Source organism: Micromonospora sp. NPDC051227, assembly GCF_044455385.1.
Taxonomy (GTDB): domain Bacteria; phylum Actinomycetota; class Actinomycetes; order Mycobacteriales; family Micromonosporaceae; genus Micromonospora.
The window spans coordinates 17,918-32,967 of the sequence record NZ_JBITET010000010.1; the positions used below are offsets into that span (position 1 = coordinate 17,918).

Annotated in this window: 15 protein-coding genes; 11 read left to right on the forward strand and 4 right to left on the reverse strand. The window is 73.5% G+C overall.

Going from position 1 to position 15,050, the window contains the following annotated elements:
• Nucleotides 1-380 precede the first annotated feature (380 nt).
• The 5 genes from ACIA47_RS22940 to ACIA47_RS22960 all read left to right on the forward strand — a co-directional run bounded on the left by ACIA47_RS22940 (nt 381) and on the right by ACIA47_RS22960 (nt 4,793).
• Entirely contained in the window at nt 381-2,129 is a 1,749-nt protein-coding gene (locus tag ACIA47_RS22940; protein WP_396710533.1) for a PP2C family protein-serine/threonine phosphatase, read from the forward strand.
• On the forward strand, nt 2,126-3,163 hold the full coding sequence (locus ACIA47_RS22945) for a B12-binding domain-containing protein (RefSeq protein WP_396710535.1): 1,038 nt from the start codon (nt 2,126-2,128) through the stop codon (nt 3,161-3,163). Before ACIA47_RS22940 ends, ACIA47_RS22945 begins: the two co-directional genes overlap by 4 nt.
• 115 nt (nt 3,164-3,278) lie before the next feature.
• The gene (locus ACIA47_RS22950; RefSeq protein ID WP_203123253.1) at nt 3,279-3,626 is read left to right on the forward strand and encodes an STAS domain-containing protein; all 348 of its coding nucleotides are present in this window, start codon (nt 3,279-3,281) and stop codon (nt 3,624-3,626) included.
• A gap of 84 nt (nt 3,627-3,710) precedes the next feature.
• Nucleotides 3,711-4,157, forward strand: a complete 447-nt coding sequence (locus tag ACIA47_RS22955) for a response regulator (RefSeq protein ID WP_112587610.1) — start codon at nt 3,711-3,713, stop codon at nt 4,155-4,157.
• Between the two features lie 114 nt (nt 4,158-4,271).
• Entirely contained in the window at nt 4,272-4,793 is a 522-nt protein-coding gene (locus ACIA47_RS22960) for an ATPase (protein WP_396710538.1), read from the forward strand.
• Between the two features lie 24 nt (nt 4,794-4,817).
• Here ACIA47_RS22960 and ACIA47_RS22965 read toward each other — a convergent pair whose 3' ends face one another.
• The 3 genes from ACIA47_RS22965 to ACIA47_RS22975 all read right to left on the reverse strand — a co-directional run bounded on the left by ACIA47_RS22965 (nt 4,818) and on the right by ACIA47_RS22975 (nt 7,494).
• A complete protein-coding gene (locus ACIA47_RS22965) occupies nt 4,818-5,666 on the reverse strand; it encodes a hypothetical protein (protein ID WP_203121662.1) in 849 nt (282 codons plus the stop codon).
• Nucleotides 5,667-6,050: 384 nt separating this feature from the next.
• Nucleotides 6,051-6,476 carry an OsmC family protein gene (locus ACIA47_RS22970; protein ID WP_030332593.1) on the reverse strand — a complete coding sequence of 142 codons (426 nt, stop codon included), beginning with the start codon at nt 6,474-6,476 and terminating at the stop codon, nt 6,051-6,053.
• A 70-nt stretch (nt 6,477-6,546) separates the two neighbouring features.
• Nucleotides 6,547-7,494, reverse strand: a complete 948-nt coding sequence (locus ACIA47_RS22975) for a serine/threonine-protein kinase (protein ID WP_396710540.1) — start codon at nt 7,492-7,494, stop codon at nt 6,547-6,549.
• A 197-nt stretch (nt 7,495-7,691) separates the two neighbouring features.
• Here ACIA47_RS22975 and ACIA47_RS22980 point away from each other — a divergent pair, with 197 nt between their 5' ends.
• From ACIA47_RS22980 to ACIA47_RS22990, 3 genes are all read left to right on the forward strand, one after another.
• Nucleotides 7,692-7,922 (forward strand): hypothetical protein, encoded by a 231-nt coding sequence (locus ACIA47_RS22980; protein WP_203121664.1) that lies wholly within the window; start codon nt 7,692-7,694, stop codon nt 7,920-7,922.
• Nucleotides 7,923-8,041: 119 nt separating this feature from the next.
• Complete coding sequence (locus ACIA47_RS22985; protein WP_372494781.1) at nt 8,042-8,782, forward strand: response regulator transcription factor; 741 nt, start codon at nt 8,042-8,044, stop codon at nt 8,780-8,782.
• Entirely contained in the window at nt 8,760-10,265 is a 1,506-nt protein-coding gene (locus tag ACIA47_RS22990; RefSeq protein ID WP_396710542.1) for a sensor histidine kinase, read from the forward strand. The genes ACIA47_RS22985 and ACIA47_RS22990 overlap by 23 nt, the downstream gene beginning before the upstream one ends.
• Before the next feature lie 25 nt (nt 10,266-10,290).
• On the opposite strand, the gene ACIA47_RS22995 is transcribed toward ACIA47_RS22990, so the two are convergent.
• A complete protein-coding gene (locus tag ACIA47_RS22995; protein ID WP_238411127.1) occupies nt 10,291-11,139 on the reverse strand; it encodes an arginase family protein in 849 nt (282 codons plus the stop codon).
• A gap of 202 nt (nt 11,140-11,341) precedes the next feature.
• Here ACIA47_RS22995 and ACIA47_RS23000 point away from each other — a divergent pair, with 202 nt between their 5' ends.
• Genes ACIA47_RS23000 through ACIA47_RS23010 form a run of 3 tightly spaced genes read left to right on the forward strand, consistent with a single transcriptional unit; the run spans nt 11,342 to nt 14,935 of the window.
• Nucleotides 11,342-11,491: a hypothetical protein gene (locus ACIA47_RS23000; protein WP_165947858.1), complete on the forward strand. Its 150-nt coding sequence runs from the start codon at nt 11,342-11,344 to the stop codon at nt 11,489-11,491.
• A gap of 17 nt (nt 11,492-11,508) precedes the next feature.
• On the forward strand, nt 11,509-12,939 hold the full coding sequence (locus tag ACIA47_RS23005) for a methyltransferase (RefSeq protein WP_203121670.1): 1,431 nt from the start codon (nt 11,509-11,511) through the stop codon (nt 12,937-12,939).
• Nucleotides 12,932-14,935: a sulfatase-like hydrolase/transferase gene (locus tag ACIA47_RS23010; protein ID WP_396710545.1), complete on the forward strand. Its 2,004-nt coding sequence runs from the start codon at nt 12,932-12,934 to the stop codon at nt 14,933-14,935. Before ACIA47_RS23005 ends, ACIA47_RS23010 begins: the two co-directional genes overlap by 8 nt.
• Nucleotides 14,936-15,050: the final 115 nt, after the last annotated feature.

The window sequence follows — 15,050 nt, forward strand, 5'->3', positions numbered from 1 at the left end:
CGATGGCGCGCACGTCGTCGTCGGCGTACGCCTCGGCCAGCAACTCGCTCAGGCCTGTGCGGTCCAGCATCCGCTGAAGCTGAGGGCTGACCCCGATCCGGTCAGCCGGAGTCGGACGTTCCCGGCGGCGAGCCGGGTTGTCTCGATGGTCAACAGCTGGTCGGGCATCCCACCATTTTCCTTGTCGAGCGACAAAACGCAAAGCGGGAGCGGCGAAGCGCCCCCGTGTCCCTGGTCCAACACCCCTCGCCGCAGCGGTGCCCGCCACCTGCCGTGAGATGCCGCCTTCCGGGTTGCGGCGTAGGGTGGCTGGAGAGTTTTGACAGTGGACGCCGGTTCCGGTACGGGTTCGGTGAACGACAAGGAGTGAGGCTCAGCTGGTGACTGCTTCCGACGTCAGGGACTGGGACCCGGGCGACGGACGGCTCTCCACGCCGAGCACGACACGGCCCTCGGCGTGGTCCGCCGACGTTCGCCGCGCCACCGCGGCCCCGCCGCCGCTGGCCCCCGACCGGGGGCAGGCCGCGCCCGACTGGTTAGAGGTCGTCGAGCACTTCCGGGAGGGCCTGGTGGTCTGCGACGCCGATGGCGTCGTACGACACGTCAGCCCGGTGGCTGAGGGGTTGCTGCCCGAGGTGACGCCCGGCGAGCTGCTCGGCGCGGCCGGTGTGCCCGGGTTGAGCGAAGGCGTCCCCGGGAGCTTCACCCATCGCGGGCGCCGGCTCACCGCGCGCCAGGTGCCGCTCTCCGGTGACCGCTGCTGCTGGTACGTCGAGGACGTCACCGACAGCGTCAGCCGCGCCGACGCGCTGCTCGCCGAACGGGCCCGCTCGGCATTCCTGGCCGTGGTCGGCGACAAGCTGGGCAACCCACTGCACCCCGACCGGGCGGCCGCCGCGGTCGTCCGACTCGCCGTGCCGACCCTGGCCGAGGTGGCGGTGCTGGTGATCGCCCCGCGGGGCGGACGCGCCCGCTGGTGGCGGGCCTCGCACACCGACGACGAGGTGCTGACGGTGGACAGCGGCGTGCTGGCTGGCGGCGAGCTGCCGACCGCCATCGCCGACGGGTTGACCGGGGCCGAGCCGCACGCGGTGGACTGGCTGGTCGAGCAGGCGGTCGACGCCGGTTGGCTGGCCGGCACCGACAGCGCCGCCCGGGTCGTCCCGCTGCCGGGCCGCGACGCGCCGGTCGGTGTGCTGCTGGTGGCCCGTCGCGCCAGCCGCTGGTACGACGAGGACGACGTGGAGCTGGTCCGCGCGTTCGCGGCCCGCGCCGGCGCCGCGTTGACCACCGCGCTGCTCTACCGCGACCAGGCGGAGGTGGCCGACACCCTCCAGGCCAGCCTGGTGCCGGTCGAGCCGGTCGAGGCCGTCGGTGTGCAGTGGGGCACCGCGTACCGGCCCGCGCAGGCGGGGCTGCGCATCGGCGGCGACTTCTACGGTTCGCACCGGCTCACCGACGGTGGTTCGGTGTTCTTCCTCGGTGACGTGTCGGGCAAGGGCGTCGAAGCCGCCGTCTTCACCGGTCAACTGCGCCAGTGCCTCCAGGCGCTGCACCGGTTGGAGTCGAACCCGGCGCGGTTGCTGCGGCTGCTCAACGACGCGTTGCTGGAGACGACCCAGGCGCACGGCCAGGGCCGCTTCGCCACGATCGTGCTGGGTGTGGCCCGCCCGGAGCGCGACGGCGGCCTCACCCTCACCATGGCCGGCGGCGGGCACCTGCCACCACTGGTGCTCCGCGCCTCCGGTGAGGTGGAGACGGTGCCGCTACGCGGCATGCTGATCGGGGTCGTCCCCGACCCACGCGTCGGGGAGGTGACCGTGCGGCTGGCGCCGGGCGAGACCTGCCTGCTCTACAGCGACGGCGTGACCGAGGCACGGGGCGGTCGGCGCGGAAACGAGCAGTTCGGCCCCGAGCGGCTGGTCACGGCGCTGACCGGCTGCCAGCGGATGCCCGCGCCGGCCCTGGCCGAACGGGTCGAGCAAATCACCTGCGACTGGTTGGCGCAAGGCGACCACGACGACATCGCCGTGCTGGCGCTGCGGGCGGCCGGCCTGAGCGGGCGCGGGGCGCGGCACCTGCACTCGGTGCCCGCCGGCATCGATCAGACAGAGGAGTCTGACGCGTGACCGCCGCCACGGCCACCACCGACCTCGGCGCTGCGTACTCCGGGTACCTGGACCACCTCGCCGAGGCCGACGAGTACGCCGCGACCGACCTGGCGATCGGCCTGCTCGACGCGGGCGTCCCGGCGGAGCGGGTGTTGCTCGACCTGGTCGCGCCCGCCCAGGCCGAGGTGGGCGAGCGGTGGGCGCGCAACGAGTGGAGCGTCGCCCAGGAGCACGCGGCCACCCACATCAGCGAGCAGGTGGTGGCGGCGGTCTCCGCGCATGTCAAAGCGCGGCCGACCGGCGGCCGGGTCGTGGTCGCCTGCATGGACGGCGAGTGGCACGCGCTGCCGCCCCGGCTGGTGGCCGAGGTGCTGCGGTTACGCGGGTGGCAGGTGACCTTCCTGGGCGCCAGCGTCCCCGCGGCGCACCTCGTGTCGTATCTGCACCGCTACGACGCGCACGCGGTCGCGCTGGCGTGCGCGCTGCCGATGCGCCTGCCGTACGCCCACCGGATGATCGAGGCCTGCCGCCGCTCGGACGTGCCGGTGGTGGTCGGCGGGCGTGGGTTCGGCACGGACGGCCGGTGGGCGCGCCGGCTCGGAGTGGCCTGGGCGTCGGACGCGCCCTCGGCGGCCGAGCTGATCGCCGACGAGCGGGCGCTGCGCGCGGCGCCGCCGGCGCGGCTGGCCCACCTGGCCGACGACGAGTACGCCGGCCTGGTGCGCCGTCGCGGTGAGCTGATCGACAGCGCGTTGGCGGAGCTGCGGGAGCGGGTGCCGGCGGCACGGGCGTACACCGCCGCGCAGCTCGACGCGACGGTGAGCGATTTGGGCCACATAGTGGATTTCCTGGCCGCGGCGGTCTACGTCGACGACCCCTCGTTGTTCACCGAGTTCGTGGGGTGGCTGTCGGGGGTTCTGGGCAGTCGTGGGGTGCCGGCCGGGGCGGTCGTCCTGCCGCTGGAGCACTACGCCGCCGCGTTGCGGGACTTCCCACGGGCGGCGCGGTCGCTGGTGCTGGGATGCGCGGCGCTGCCCGGCGGGTCCCGCTGATCGACCGGCCGGTGGCATCCGGGTCGATCACCGCGCTCGGCGGCGGACGACTCAGTTCTGCGTATACTTGCCGGACTGCAAACGTCCACCGGAAGGTGGAGCGAGGGGGAGAACGGTGACGTTCAGCGTCAACTACGTCGAGCGCGACGGTGGTGGCGCCTGCCTGCGGCTCGTGGGCGAGCTGGACCTGAGCACCGCCCCCGAGCTGACGGCCGCGATCGACCGGCTCACCGCGGCGGGCGAGACCCGGGTGCTGCTCGACCTGACCGACCTCACGTTCTGTGACTCCACCGGGATGGCCGTGTTCGTCCGGGGTGACAATCAGGCGGCGGCCGACGGGGGGTGGCTCCGGCTCACCGGCGCCCACGGGCGGGTCGAGCGGGTGCTGCGCGTGACCGGCCTCGCCGACGTGTTGCGCTACGAACCGGAGTCGGTCGACCCCGCGTCCCGCCGTGCCTCCTGATGGGCTAGATTTCCCCGCCAGCATTTCCCCGCCAACGCGGTGACCGTCAGGGTCCCGTCCCCGTCGACTCCGAGGCAGGTAGTGATGGGCGTAGACAGCCCGCAGCCGGTACGCATCCTGGTGGTCGACGACGACCCGGGTGATGTGCTGATGATCGAGGAGGCGCTGGCGGACTCCGACGTCGACAAGATCATCGACGTGGTGAGCGACGGCGAGGAGGCGATGGAGTTCCTTCGCGCCGAGGGCCGACACGAGCAGGCCCGCCGACCGGACGTGATCCTGCTGGATCTGAACATGCCGCGGATGGACGGTCGGCAGGTGCTCGGGGCGGTCAAGCAGGACGAGGATCTGCGGACCATCCCGATCGTCGTGCTGACCACCTCCAACGCCGACACCGACATCGTCGGCAGTTACACGTTGCAGGCCAACGCGTACGTCACCAAGCCGATCGACCTGGACGACTTCAACGACGTGGTTCGCCGCATCGACGAGTTCTTCGGCCGGGTCGTCGTGCTGCCCAAGCGCACCTGAGGCCCGCGCCACCCGCGCGCATGCTGAACATTTTCCCCGAACCCCCTCGGCGCGAGCGGTCGCGGCCGAGGATCCAGGTGGGGAAGTAACAGCAGCTGCCTGGGGGGCGACAGTATGAGGTTCTCCATCGTTGAAACCGGTTACGACCAGCGACAGGTGGATTACTGCCTGGACGAGTTGGGAATCCGGCTGTCCCGGCTCGCGGCGCGGGCCGAGGGCGCGGCCGGGCAGGCCCGGGAGTGGGACGAGATCCGCCAGGAGGCAGCCTGGCTCAGCGGGCTCCTGCAGCGACTCGACCTGGGCGACGTCGCCGCTTTCCGGTACGCCGATGACGCGGTGCGGCCCGAGGCCGCCGAGATCCTGGCCCAGGCCCGCGCCGAGCTGGACGAGGCCCGCGAGGAGGCCCGACGGGTGCGGGAGCGGGCGTACGCGGAGGCCGTGCAGGCCCGACGTGACTTCGAGGCGGCGCTGGACGCTCGCCGACGGCGCGAGGTGCGGGTGGACGAGATCCTCAGCCAGGTGACGGTCGACCAGGTGCCCGCCGACACCCCCACCGCAGCCGCTGCGGTGTCGGGCAGCCGGGTCGGGGTCGGCGGCCCGGACGCGGGCGCGGAGCCACCGCCGGGCCGCCGCTGAGACGCGCGGGCGTGGGTGCCTGGCTCAGGCGGTGAGCGCCGCCGCGACGGTGGTCGCCCGGTCCTCGTGCTGGGCGTACGCGTCGGGGTAGGCGGAGATCTGCACGGCCTGGGCGGCGGCGGTGACGCTCATGCCCTGCCAGCCCGGGATCTCGTTGAGCGCCGTGTAGAAGGCCCGCGCGGCGTACGACGGGCGCATCAGCTGGGCCACCGTGCCCCAGCCGCTGCTGGGCCGCTGCTGGAACAACCCGACCGAGTCGTGGTCGGAGCCGCTGCCCTGGTTCGGAAACTCCGCCGACTCCGGGAGGACGTCGCTGGCCAGGTTGTAGAGGTTGCTCTCCTGCATGGCGGTGGACAGTGCCACCACCAGGGCGCGGCGCGGCATCTTCATCTCCAGGCCGACGTCCACGATGATCTTCGCGTTGTCCATCTGTGCCTGGTCGAGGCCGGCGACCGGCCGGGGGCGGCGGGGCTTGACCGGCTTCTTGGGCGCCTTGCGGACTGCGGTGGGAGTGGGCGTGGGCTTCGCCGTCGGGCTGGGCAGGATCCGGGCGGGGGCGGCGTCGCGATCCAGTGACCGGGAGGCGCGCTCGTCGGCGATGGCGGCGCGGTCGGCCACCGCCTCGGCGAGCGGCTCGACCGTACGGGGGGTGTCGTCGTTGCCTCGGGCGGTGGCGACCGCGACGAGGCTGAGGCAGCAGGTGACACCGGTGGCCAGCGCCACCCGCACCGGGGTTGAGCCCAGCAGGCCACGCCGCGACGGGTCGGGAGCGCGGTGACGGCCGATCGTCCGTTCGGTTGATGCGGCGTCGTCCGAGGAGGTGCTCGGGCGCGCGTCGGTCAGCTTCTGGGCGGAGGGGTCGTCGGGATGCACCTGCCGAGGCTAAAGAGCCAAATGCCCGATGCCACCACCCCGTACGGTGGCATGCGCCACAATTTGCCCTGATCATGCCGACTCTAGTGGGCAAAAGCTGAGCCAAGCTGATCAACCTCGCGGATCACCCCAGACGGTTATTCCCGACTTGCCGGGTGAATTCGGTCGCCCCGCCACTCCGCCAGCCGCACTCCTAGCCACCCTCAGGACTCAGCCGAACAACCGAGGCGCGCCTCCACCAACCGGCCCCCCAAACCTCCCACCTCGCCGATCTTGCACTTGCTGTCGCGACATAGGAGGCATTCCCCCTCATATCGACGACCGAAAGTGCAAGATCGGCGCGGTCGGGCGTGCGGGCGGCAGGCGACGACCTGGAGCGTGGAGTCAGTGTCGGCCGTTCTCGGCTGGGGTGACGGTCAGGCGGTGTCGGCTGGCGTCGCCGCTGGAGAACGGCCAGAGCCGGTCGGCGTACTCGACCAGGTCGGCCAGTTGATCTCGGCTCAGCCCGGCTGAGGAGATCTCCGCGTGCACGTCGGCCCGGTATCGGCCGTCGTTGTCCCGCCCCAGCTTCGCCTCCGCGCGGACCTGCACGGTGTGCGCTTCGTCGGTGATCTCCCCGGCCACCTCCACCGCCGCGTGATGCAGGCACGAGGCGAAGGCCGCGGCCAGCAACTGTTCCGGGGTCAACCCGGTGCAGTGCGGCGCCAGCGGTGAGGCCAGCGCGGTGGAGAGCCCGCCATCGTCGGTGCGTACGTGACCGCCCTCGGCGGTCGCTGTGGCCTCACGCAGCCAGGAACTCTGATCCGGCATCGCGTTTCTCCCGTCGCTCACCAGGCCGGCTTCCCCTTCGCCGCCCGGCGAAACGCCGTGGGTCGCCCGGTCAGCGCCCGGCGGGCAGGTGCGGCTCGTCCACCAGCGCCACCGCCTCGGTGGCCTCCGCGGCGGCCCGTTCGGTCCACGGCGACGTCGGGGCCGGCCGGCGGGTCGTCGGGATCGTCATCGGCACGTACACCCGGGCGTCCACCGCCTCGGCCAGCAGCAGCGCGGCGACCAGGCTGGTCGGACGCTGCTCGGGGTCGTCGGCGAGGCAGGAGTGGCACAGCTCGGTGACCTCCGGCGGGAGCCCGGCGATGTCGGGCAGCGGCTCCGGCGGCCGACGGCGGCGGACGAGCAGCAGTTCGCTGGCGGTCGCCGCGCGGTAGGGCAGGCGGGCGGTGAGGCTGTAGTAGAGCAGCACGCCGAGGGCGTACATGTCGGCGGCAGGGGTGGCCGGTGCCTCGTCCAGCTGTTCGGGCGCCAGGTACGCCGGGGTGCCCAGCACCATCCCGGTCGGCATCGGGTCCGCCGTACCGGCGGCGATGGCGATGCCGAAGTCGAGCACCTTCACCCCGGCCGGGGTGAGCATGACGTTGGCCGGCTTGACGTCCCGGTGCACGATGCCCTCGGCGTGCGCGGCGGCCAGCGCCGCGGCGACCTCCGCGCAGACCCGCACCGCGATCTGCCAGTCCAGCGGCCCGGCGCGCAGGTGCACGGCCAGCGTCTCACCCTCGGCCAGCTCCATGACGATGTAGGGCACCGGTCGGCCCGGCCACGTCGAGGAGGTGCCGAAGTCGTGCACGCTGGCCACGTTGGGGTGTTCCAGTCGGGCAGCCGACCGGGCCTCCGCCCGGATCCGGTCCACCGGGCCGTCCCGATCGTCACGGCCGGGCGAGAGGAGCTTCACCGCGACCGGCCGGTCCAGCACCTGGTCGTAGGCCCGCCACACCTCGGACATTCCGCCTACACCGATGCGCTGTTCGAGCCGGTACCGCCCGTCCAGCATCCGCATCGACCACTCCTCGTTCTCGCCCCGCCGACGGCGGGTGGTGAGGTGGCGGTACCCGAGCGCCGAGCTGGGCAAACCGGAGCCCGATTCGGGGCGGACGGCCCCGCGCACCTCGCTGCGCCACGGCGGTGGGTGCGGTAGCTTGCGAGCCAGAGCCGGTGTCACCGATTGTGCCGGCATGGTCACCGAGGGGACGTGCGATGAGCGAGGTCACCGTACGCTTCGTCGGTGGGCCCGCGGACGGCCTGGTCCGGCTGCTGCCGGCCGGGTCGGACGGCGCCCCGCCCCAGCGTTGGATCATGCGTCACCCGGACGGCACGGGCTCGGTGCAGCCCGGCCCCGACCACCTCTACGAACGCGACCGGCCCGACGGGGCCGGCGGCTGGAGCATGCGGTTCGTGCGCACGGACGCGTACGGGGTGTCCGAGTGACCACGAGGCGGGGCTGACCGGTGGTGTCGCCGGCGTCGCGTCGGCCCCGCCGCACAGCTCGCGCACAGCTTCCGCAGGGGCGCGGCACAGGCGTGGCGGCCACCATGGGGCCCATGGTCATGAACGGGCAGGCCGCGCCGAGCCGGATCGAGCTGCGTCGCCCCGACGGTGAACCCGTCCGGGTGCTGGTGGTCGACGACGAACCCACGCTCACCGACCTGCTGTCGATGGCCCTGCGCTACGAGGGTTGGCAGGTCCGCACCGCCGGCAACGGCATGGCCGCGTTGGGCACCGCCCGACAGTTCCAGCCGGACGCCGTGGTGCTCGACGTGATGCTGCCCGACCTGGACGGCTTCCAGGTGCTGCGCCGGCTGCGCGAGCACGCCCCCACCGTGCCGGTGCTCTTCCTGACCGCCCGCGACGCGGTCGAGGAGCGCATCGCCGGGTTGACCGTCGGCGGCGACGACTACGTCACCAAACCGTTCAGCCTGGAGGAGGTGATCGCCCGGCTGCGCGCGCTGCTGCGCCGCTCCGGGTTGGCGATCGCCGCCCGGGAGGAGGCGGTGCTGACCGTCGGTGACCTCAGCCTGGACGAGGACAGCCACGAGGTTCGGCGGGCCGGCCAGCTCGTCACCCTCACCGCGACCGAGTTCGAGCTCCTGCGTTACCTGATGCGCAACCCGCGCCGGGTGCTCAGCAAGGCGCAGATCCTCGACCGGGTGTGGAACTACGACTTCGGTGGCCAGGCCAACGTGGTGGAGCTGTACATCTCGTACCTGCGCAAGAAGATCGACGCCGGCCGCGCGCCGATGATCCACACGCTGCGCGGCGCGGGTTATGTCCTCAAACCCGCCGAGTAGGCGCCACCCGCTGCGCGCCGCCCGCGGGTGGCTGGCCGGGCGCTCCCTGCGTACCCGACTGGTGTTCGCCCTGCTCGCGCTGCTGGCGTTGGTCAGCGTCGCCATCGGTGGCCTGACCACTGTGGCGCTGCGGCACTTCCTGATCGACCGGCTCGACGCCCAGTTGGCCCCCGCGACGGCCATGCGGGGCGACCGGCCGGGACGGCCGGCGTTTCCCGGCAACGGACCGGGTATCCCGCGCGGGTTGCCGTCCGGCGCGGTGGTCGCCGAGATCACCGACGGCCGGGTGGCCAGCGCCCGGACCCTGACCGACAGCGCCTCCAGCGCGGATCCGTTCCCCGACGAGCAGTCCGTCCCGGTGGGGGAGGTCGCCGTGCTGGCGGACCTACCTGTCGACGCCAGACCCCGCACCGTCGACCTCGGCGATCGCGGTGACTACCGGGCCGTGGCCCGCCAGTACTGGGACGGCCGGGTACGCGTCGTCGCGATCCCCCTCTCCGGCGTCCAGGAGACCGTCTGGGCGCTGGTCGCCGCACAGGTCGGGGTGGCCGCGGTCGGGCTGCTGCTCGCCGGTGTGGCGGGCGCGCTGATCGTGCGGGCGACCCTGCGACCGCTCAACCGGGTGGCCGCCACCGCCACCCGGGTCACCGAGCTGCCCCTGGACCGCGGCGAGGTGGCGCTCGCCGTCCGGGTTCCTGCCGCCGACACCGACCCGCGCACCGAGGTCGGTCAGGTCGGCGTGGCGCTGAACCGGATGCTGGGCCACGTCGCCGACGCGCTCAGCGCCCGGCAGGCCAGCGAGACCCGGGTACGCCAGTTCGTCGCCGACGCCAGCCACGAGCTGCGGACGCCCCTCGCGGCGATCCGCGGCTACGCCGAGGTGGCCCGGCGTGGCCGCGACGAGGTCCCCGCCGATGTGGCGCACGCGCTGCGCCGGGTGGAGTCGGAGAGCACCCGGATGACCAGCCTCGTCGACGACCTGCTGCTGCTGGCCCGTCTCGACACCGGCCGGCCGCTCGCTGTCGAGCCGGTCGACCTGACCGCCCTGGTGGTGGACGCGGTCAGCGACGCGCACGTCGCCGGTCCCGGACACCGCTGGCAACTCGAACTGCCCGAGGTGGCGATCCGGGTGCCGGGCGACGCCGCCCGTCTGCACCAGGTGATCGCGAACCTGCTCACCAACGCCCGGGTGCACACCCCGCCCGGCAGCACGGTCATCACCACACTGGCCGTCGACGCCGCCAGTGCTGTGCTCACCGTCGCCGACGACGGGCCCGGGGTGCCGGTGGAGCTGCAACCGGAGATGTTCGAGCGGTTCGCCCGGGGCGACAGCTCCCGATCCCGCGCGCACGGCAGCACCGGCCTCGGCCTCGCCATCGTCGCGGCCGTGGTGGAGGCCCACCACGGCACTGTCGAGGTGCAGAGCCGTCCAGGTCGGACGATGTTCACAGTCCGGCTGCCCAATCCCACGGCTGACGCATAGTCGGCGCACGGCACACCGGCGCCGGTCAGCCGCTCAGCATCTCGGTGAGGACCTCGACGACGCGGCGGGTGTGCCGCCCGTCGGGGTCCTCGTCGGGGTTCAGGTCGGTCACGCTCATCCCGAGCAGCCGGTCGGCGCGCGCCAACGGCGTGACCAGCGCGATCAGGTCGGCCCAGCGCGGCCCGTCCGGCTCGGGGTAGGTCACCGCGGGCAGGTCGCGCGGGTCCACCACGTCCAGGTCGAGGTGCAGCCAGGCCGGCCCGTCCCCGTCGGCGGCGAGGCTCGCGCCGATCGTCGCCGCGCCCCGGAGCCGCAACTCGGCGGCGTTGACCTGGCGGATCGCCGGGTCGATCCGGGCCGCCTCGACCCGGCTGCTCTCGTCGGTTGCCGGGCGGTGCCCGAGCAGGTGGACGCGACCGGGCTCGATCAGCGCGCCGCCGGGGCCGACAGCGGCGGCGGGGCCGTACCCGGTGACCACCGAGAGATCCATGTCGGCGGCCTCACCGGTCGGCGAGGTTCTGCCGTCGAAGAAGTCCGGGTGGGCGTCGACGAACCACAGGTCGGTCGCCGGGGGCAGGGCCCGGCAGATGCCGGGCAGGATCGCGCAGTCGCCGCCGAGCACCAGTGGTCGGTGGCCGTCCGCGATCAACGCGCCGATCCGCGCGGCGATGGCCCCACCGGCCCGGACCAGGCCGGCCGCGCCGATCACGCCGCTCGCCGGGTCGCGGTTCGGGTCGTGCAACCGCGCCTCGTCGATTCGCCCGTCGTCGTCGGCGGACAGGGCCTCGCGCAGGCCGGCCCGCCGCAGCGCGGCCGGGGCCCGCTCCTCGCCGCGCCCGGCTCCGGAGGAGTCCAGCGGCGCGTCCACGATCATCCAGCGCACGTCCGCAGCGTACCGGCGGGATCGGCCGGTCCCGGCCACATTCTGTGGCGAGGCTGGGAGTACGCCGATGTGCCCGCGACGGCGACAGGGACCGGCGTACGGTGATGGACAAGTCCGGCTTTCTGGGTCAAAAGCCTCATCGGTGTACGCCCTGGGACGCCGGTGTCGAGGCGGCGAAGGCAAGGAGCGATCGGTGGAACATCTGGCCTACCTGGACGCGGGGTCCGGCAGCCTGATCGTGCAGGCGGTCGTCGGTGGGGTGGCTGGCGCCGCGGTCGCCGCGAAACTCTACTGGCGACGGCTGGTCGACCGGTTTCGCCGGCAACCCACCGACCAGCGCTGAGCGGGCCAGCCCCGACGATGGCGATCTCACCCACCGAGGTACGGTCCGAGCCGGCCTCCTTCCGCGACCCCGCCAACCGGGTCTTCCACGTCGGCGACGAGGTGCTGCGCGGGCTGGACCCCCAGGCCGCCGAGCACTGGCGGGCACTGAGCGGCAGCACGTTCTTCCCGGCGCTCGTCGCCGCGCAAAAGGTCTGCGCCACCGAGGACGCCCCGCCCACCCTGGTGCCGGCCGCGACCGGAACACCGTGGGCGGCCGTCCTGCGCCACGAGCGCATCCCGTTCGTCTCCCACCCGTACGAGTGGTCGTTCAGCATGCTGCGCGACGCCGCCCTGCTGCACCTGGAGATCCTGACCGCCGCGCTCGGCGAGGGTTTCACCACGAAGGACGGCTCGGCGTACAACCTCCAGTGGCGCGGCGCCCAACCGGTCTTCATCGACATCGGCTCCTTCGAGCCGGTCCGCGACGGCGAACCGTGGGCCGGCTACCGGCAGTTCTGCCAGACCGTGCTCTACCCGCTGATGCTCACCGCCCACCTGGGCGTCGACTTCCAACCGTGGCTGCGCGCCCGGGTCGACGGCATCGAGGCCGACGAGCTACGGCCACTGTTCAACGGTGCCCGCCGGCTGCGCCCCGGCGTGCTGACCCACCTGCACCTGCACCGGGCCATGCAGCAACGCAACGCCACCGCCAGCACCACCGAGGTCCGCGACCAACTGCGGGCCGCCGGCTTCTCCCGGGAGCTGCTGCTCGCCACCGTACGCGGCATCGAGAAACTGGTCCGCAAGCTGGACCGCCGCCCGCCCGAAAGCCACTGGTCGGACTACCAACGCACCTGCGGCTACTCGGCCCGCGACCGGGTGGCGAAGGAGCAGTTCGTGGCCGTCGCGGTGGCCGCCGGCACCCGCCCCCGCCTGGTGCTCGACCTCGGCGCCAACGACGGCCGGTACTCCCGGCTGGCAGCCGGGCACGCCGACTACGTGGTCGCCGTCGAGCAGGACCCCACGGTCGTCGACGAGCTGTACCGACAGCTGCGCTCCGAGGGGCAGCGCCGCATCCTGCCGTTGGTGCTGGACCTGGCCGACCCCTCGCCGGGCGGCGGCTGGCGGGGCGTCGAGCGGGCCGGCTTCGCCGACCGGGCGTCCGCCGACGTGGTGCTCGCCCTGGCCGTGGTGCACCACCTGGCGATCGGGCGCAACGTGCCGCTGCCGGAGGTCGTCGACTGGCTGGCTGGGCTGACCGCGTCGGGCGGCGCGGTGGTGGTGGAGTTCGTGCACCCGGAGGACCCGATGGCGACGCGGCTGCTTGCCAACAAGCCCGCCGGCCTCTTCCCGGACTACCGACGCGACACCTTCGAGACGTTGCTCGCCGCCCGGGGGCGGATCACCGACCGGCTGGAACTGCCCTCGGGCACCCGCACGCTCTACCGGACGGTGATGGGTGGTTGAACCGCGGTGGAACCGGGGCTGGCGAGGTGAGCTGGGCCGGCTGCTGGAGATCGTCGCGCTGGTCGGTCTCGTGGTCACCCAGCCACTGCTGGACGTGCTCGGCCGCAGCCCCGACTTCTTCCTCTTCCACCGCGCCGACCCGGCCCAGATCCTGCTGCTGCTCGCCCTGGTGACGGTGCTCCCCACGACGGCGGTGGCCCTGCTCGGGGCGCTCAGCCGACTGGCCGGCCGGACCGCCCGCGCCCTCACCCACACCGTACTGGTCGGGCTGCTGGTCGCCGCCCTCGCCGTGCAGGTGGGCCGACACGTGACGCCACTTCGGGGCGTACCGCTGCTGCTGGTGGCGGTGCTGGCCGGAGCCGCCGGCGCGGCCGCGCACCGGCGGTGGCGGGCGCCGGGTCGGGTGCTGCGACTGGCCGCCGCCGGCCCGGTGGCCTTCGTGGCGCTCTTCCTGCTCGCCTCGCCCACCTCGACGGTGGTCCTGCCGCGCGGCGACGGCGGGGCGGCCGGCACAGCGCAGGGCTCGGCCGTGCACCCGCCGGTGGTCATGCTGATTCTCGACGAGCTGCCACTGGTCAGCCTGCTCGGCGCGGACGGGAACGTCGACGCCGCGCGGTACCCGCACTTCGCCGAGCTGGCCGGCGGCTCCACCTGGTACCGCAACTCCACAGGGGTCAGCGGGTGGACGCCCAACGCGCTGCCGGCGATGCTCACCGGCCGCTACCCGGCCAAGCCGGTCGCCCCGCACTACTCGCAGTACCCGGACAACATCTTCACCGCCTTCGGCGGCCTGTACGACATCCGCGCCGAGGAGAGCATCACCCGGCTCTGCCCACCCAGTCGCTGCGAGCAGCCGGTCACGCCGGAACAGGGGCTGGGCGTGCTGGTCCGGGAGACCGGCAAGCTGCTCGGCCGGGTCGCCGGGCCGACGGAGAGCGCCGTCGACCCGGAAGACTCCTACCGCGAGCAGACCCGCGCCGAGGCCGGCCTGGACGCCGCCGAACCCGTGCCGGCCGACCCGAAGTTCCGCTGGGACAGCCTGGACGACAACCAACCGGCCCGGTTCACCAGCTTCCTGGCCGGGCTGAAGCCGTCGACCCGGCCCACCCTGCACTTCCTGCACCTGCTGATGCCCCACTCACCGTGGGCCTACCTGCCGTCCGGGGCGCGCTACGACGCCCCCGAGGACCTGCCCAACGACGGTGCCGGCTGGGTCGACCTGGCCCGGCAGCGGCACCTCGCCCAGCTCGGCTACACCGACCGGCTGATCGGCGAGACGCTGCGGACGCTGCGCGCCAACGGCCTCTACGACCAGGCCCTCGTCGTGGTGACCGCCGACCACGGGGTCAGCTTCCGCCCCGGCGCCCAGGGCCGGGGCATGGACGCCATCAAGGCCGCCGCCAGCGAGGTCGCCTGGGTGCCGACGTTCGTCAAGGAACCCCGGCAGCAGGCCGGCCGGGTGGACGACCGCAACTGGGAACACGTCGACCTGCTGCCGACGGTGGCCGACGAGGCGGGCATCCGGTTGCCCTGGCCTGTCGACGGGCGCTCCGCCCGGCAGGCCCCCCGCACCGACGGGACGAAGCACTTCTACGACCGCCCCGGCGAACCGGTCACCTTCCCCGGTGGCGTGCCCACCCCGCCACCCCTGCCGACACCGCACCCCCTGGTCGGCACCGAGGTACGCGCCGGCCCGGCCGCCGGCAGCGCCCGCGTCGCCGACCTGGCCGCCTTCACCGCCACGGACCCGGACACCGGCACCCTCCCGGCGCTCGTCTGGGGCGACGTCCCGGACCGGATCCCGGACGGCACCCTGCTTGCGGTCGCCGTCAACGGCCGCATCGGGGCCGTCGTCCCGGTGGTGCCCGCCGACCCCGGCGGACGCCGGTTCGCCGCGCTGCTCGCCGACGACAAGCTGTTCCACGCCGGCACCAACCAGCTCGACGTCTTCCAGGTCGCGACGGACGGTACGCTGCGACGCCTCGCCCTGTCGTGACCTGGCTTCGGGGTTGGTCCGGCCTTGCTCCCGGGGTCGGTCCGGTCCGTTCCCGTCTGGCGGGATAACGGGTTTCCCGGCCGCCCGGTCGGGAATCGGGTGACGCATACCTCAC

Excerpts from the sequence above, each read along its gene's own strand:
- ACIA47_RS22955 (WP_112587610.1), top strand. The coding sequence starts at position 3,711 with ATGGGCGTAGACAGCCCGCAGCCGGTACGCATCCTGGTGGTCGACGAC.
- ACIA47_RS22960 (WP_396710538.1), top strand. The coding sequence starts at position 4,272 with ATGAGGTTCTCCATCGTTGAAACCGGTTACGACCAGCGACAGGTGGAT.
- ACIA47_RS22970 (WP_030332593.1), bottom strand. The coding sequence starts at position 6,476 with ATGCCGGATCAGAGTTCCTGGCTGCGTGAGGCCACAGCGACCGCCGAG.
- ACIA47_RS22975 (WP_396710540.1), bottom strand. The coding sequence starts at position 7,494 with ATGCGGATGCTGGACGGGCGGTACCGGCTCGAACAGCGCATCGGTGTA.
- ACIA47_RS22980 (WP_203121664.1), top strand. The coding sequence starts at position 7,692 with ATGAGCGAGGTCACCGTACGCTTCGTCGGTGGGCCCGCGGACGGCCTG.
- ACIA47_RS22985 (WP_372494781.1), top strand. The coding sequence starts at position 8,042 with ATGAACGGGCAGGCCGCGCCGAGCCGGATCGAGCTGCGTCGCCCCGAC.
- ACIA47_RS22990 (WP_396710542.1), top strand. The coding sequence starts at position 8,760 with ATGTCCTCAAACCCGCCGAGTAGGCGCCACCCGCTGCGCGCCGCCCGC.
- ACIA47_RS22995 (WP_238411127.1), bottom strand. The coding sequence starts at position 11,139 with ATGATCGTGGACGCGCCGCTGGACTCCTCCGGAGCCGGGCGCGGCGAG.
- ACIA47_RS23005 (WP_203121670.1), top strand. The coding sequence starts at position 11,509 with ATGGCGATCTCACCCACCGAGGTACGGTCCGAGCCGGCCTCCTTCCGC.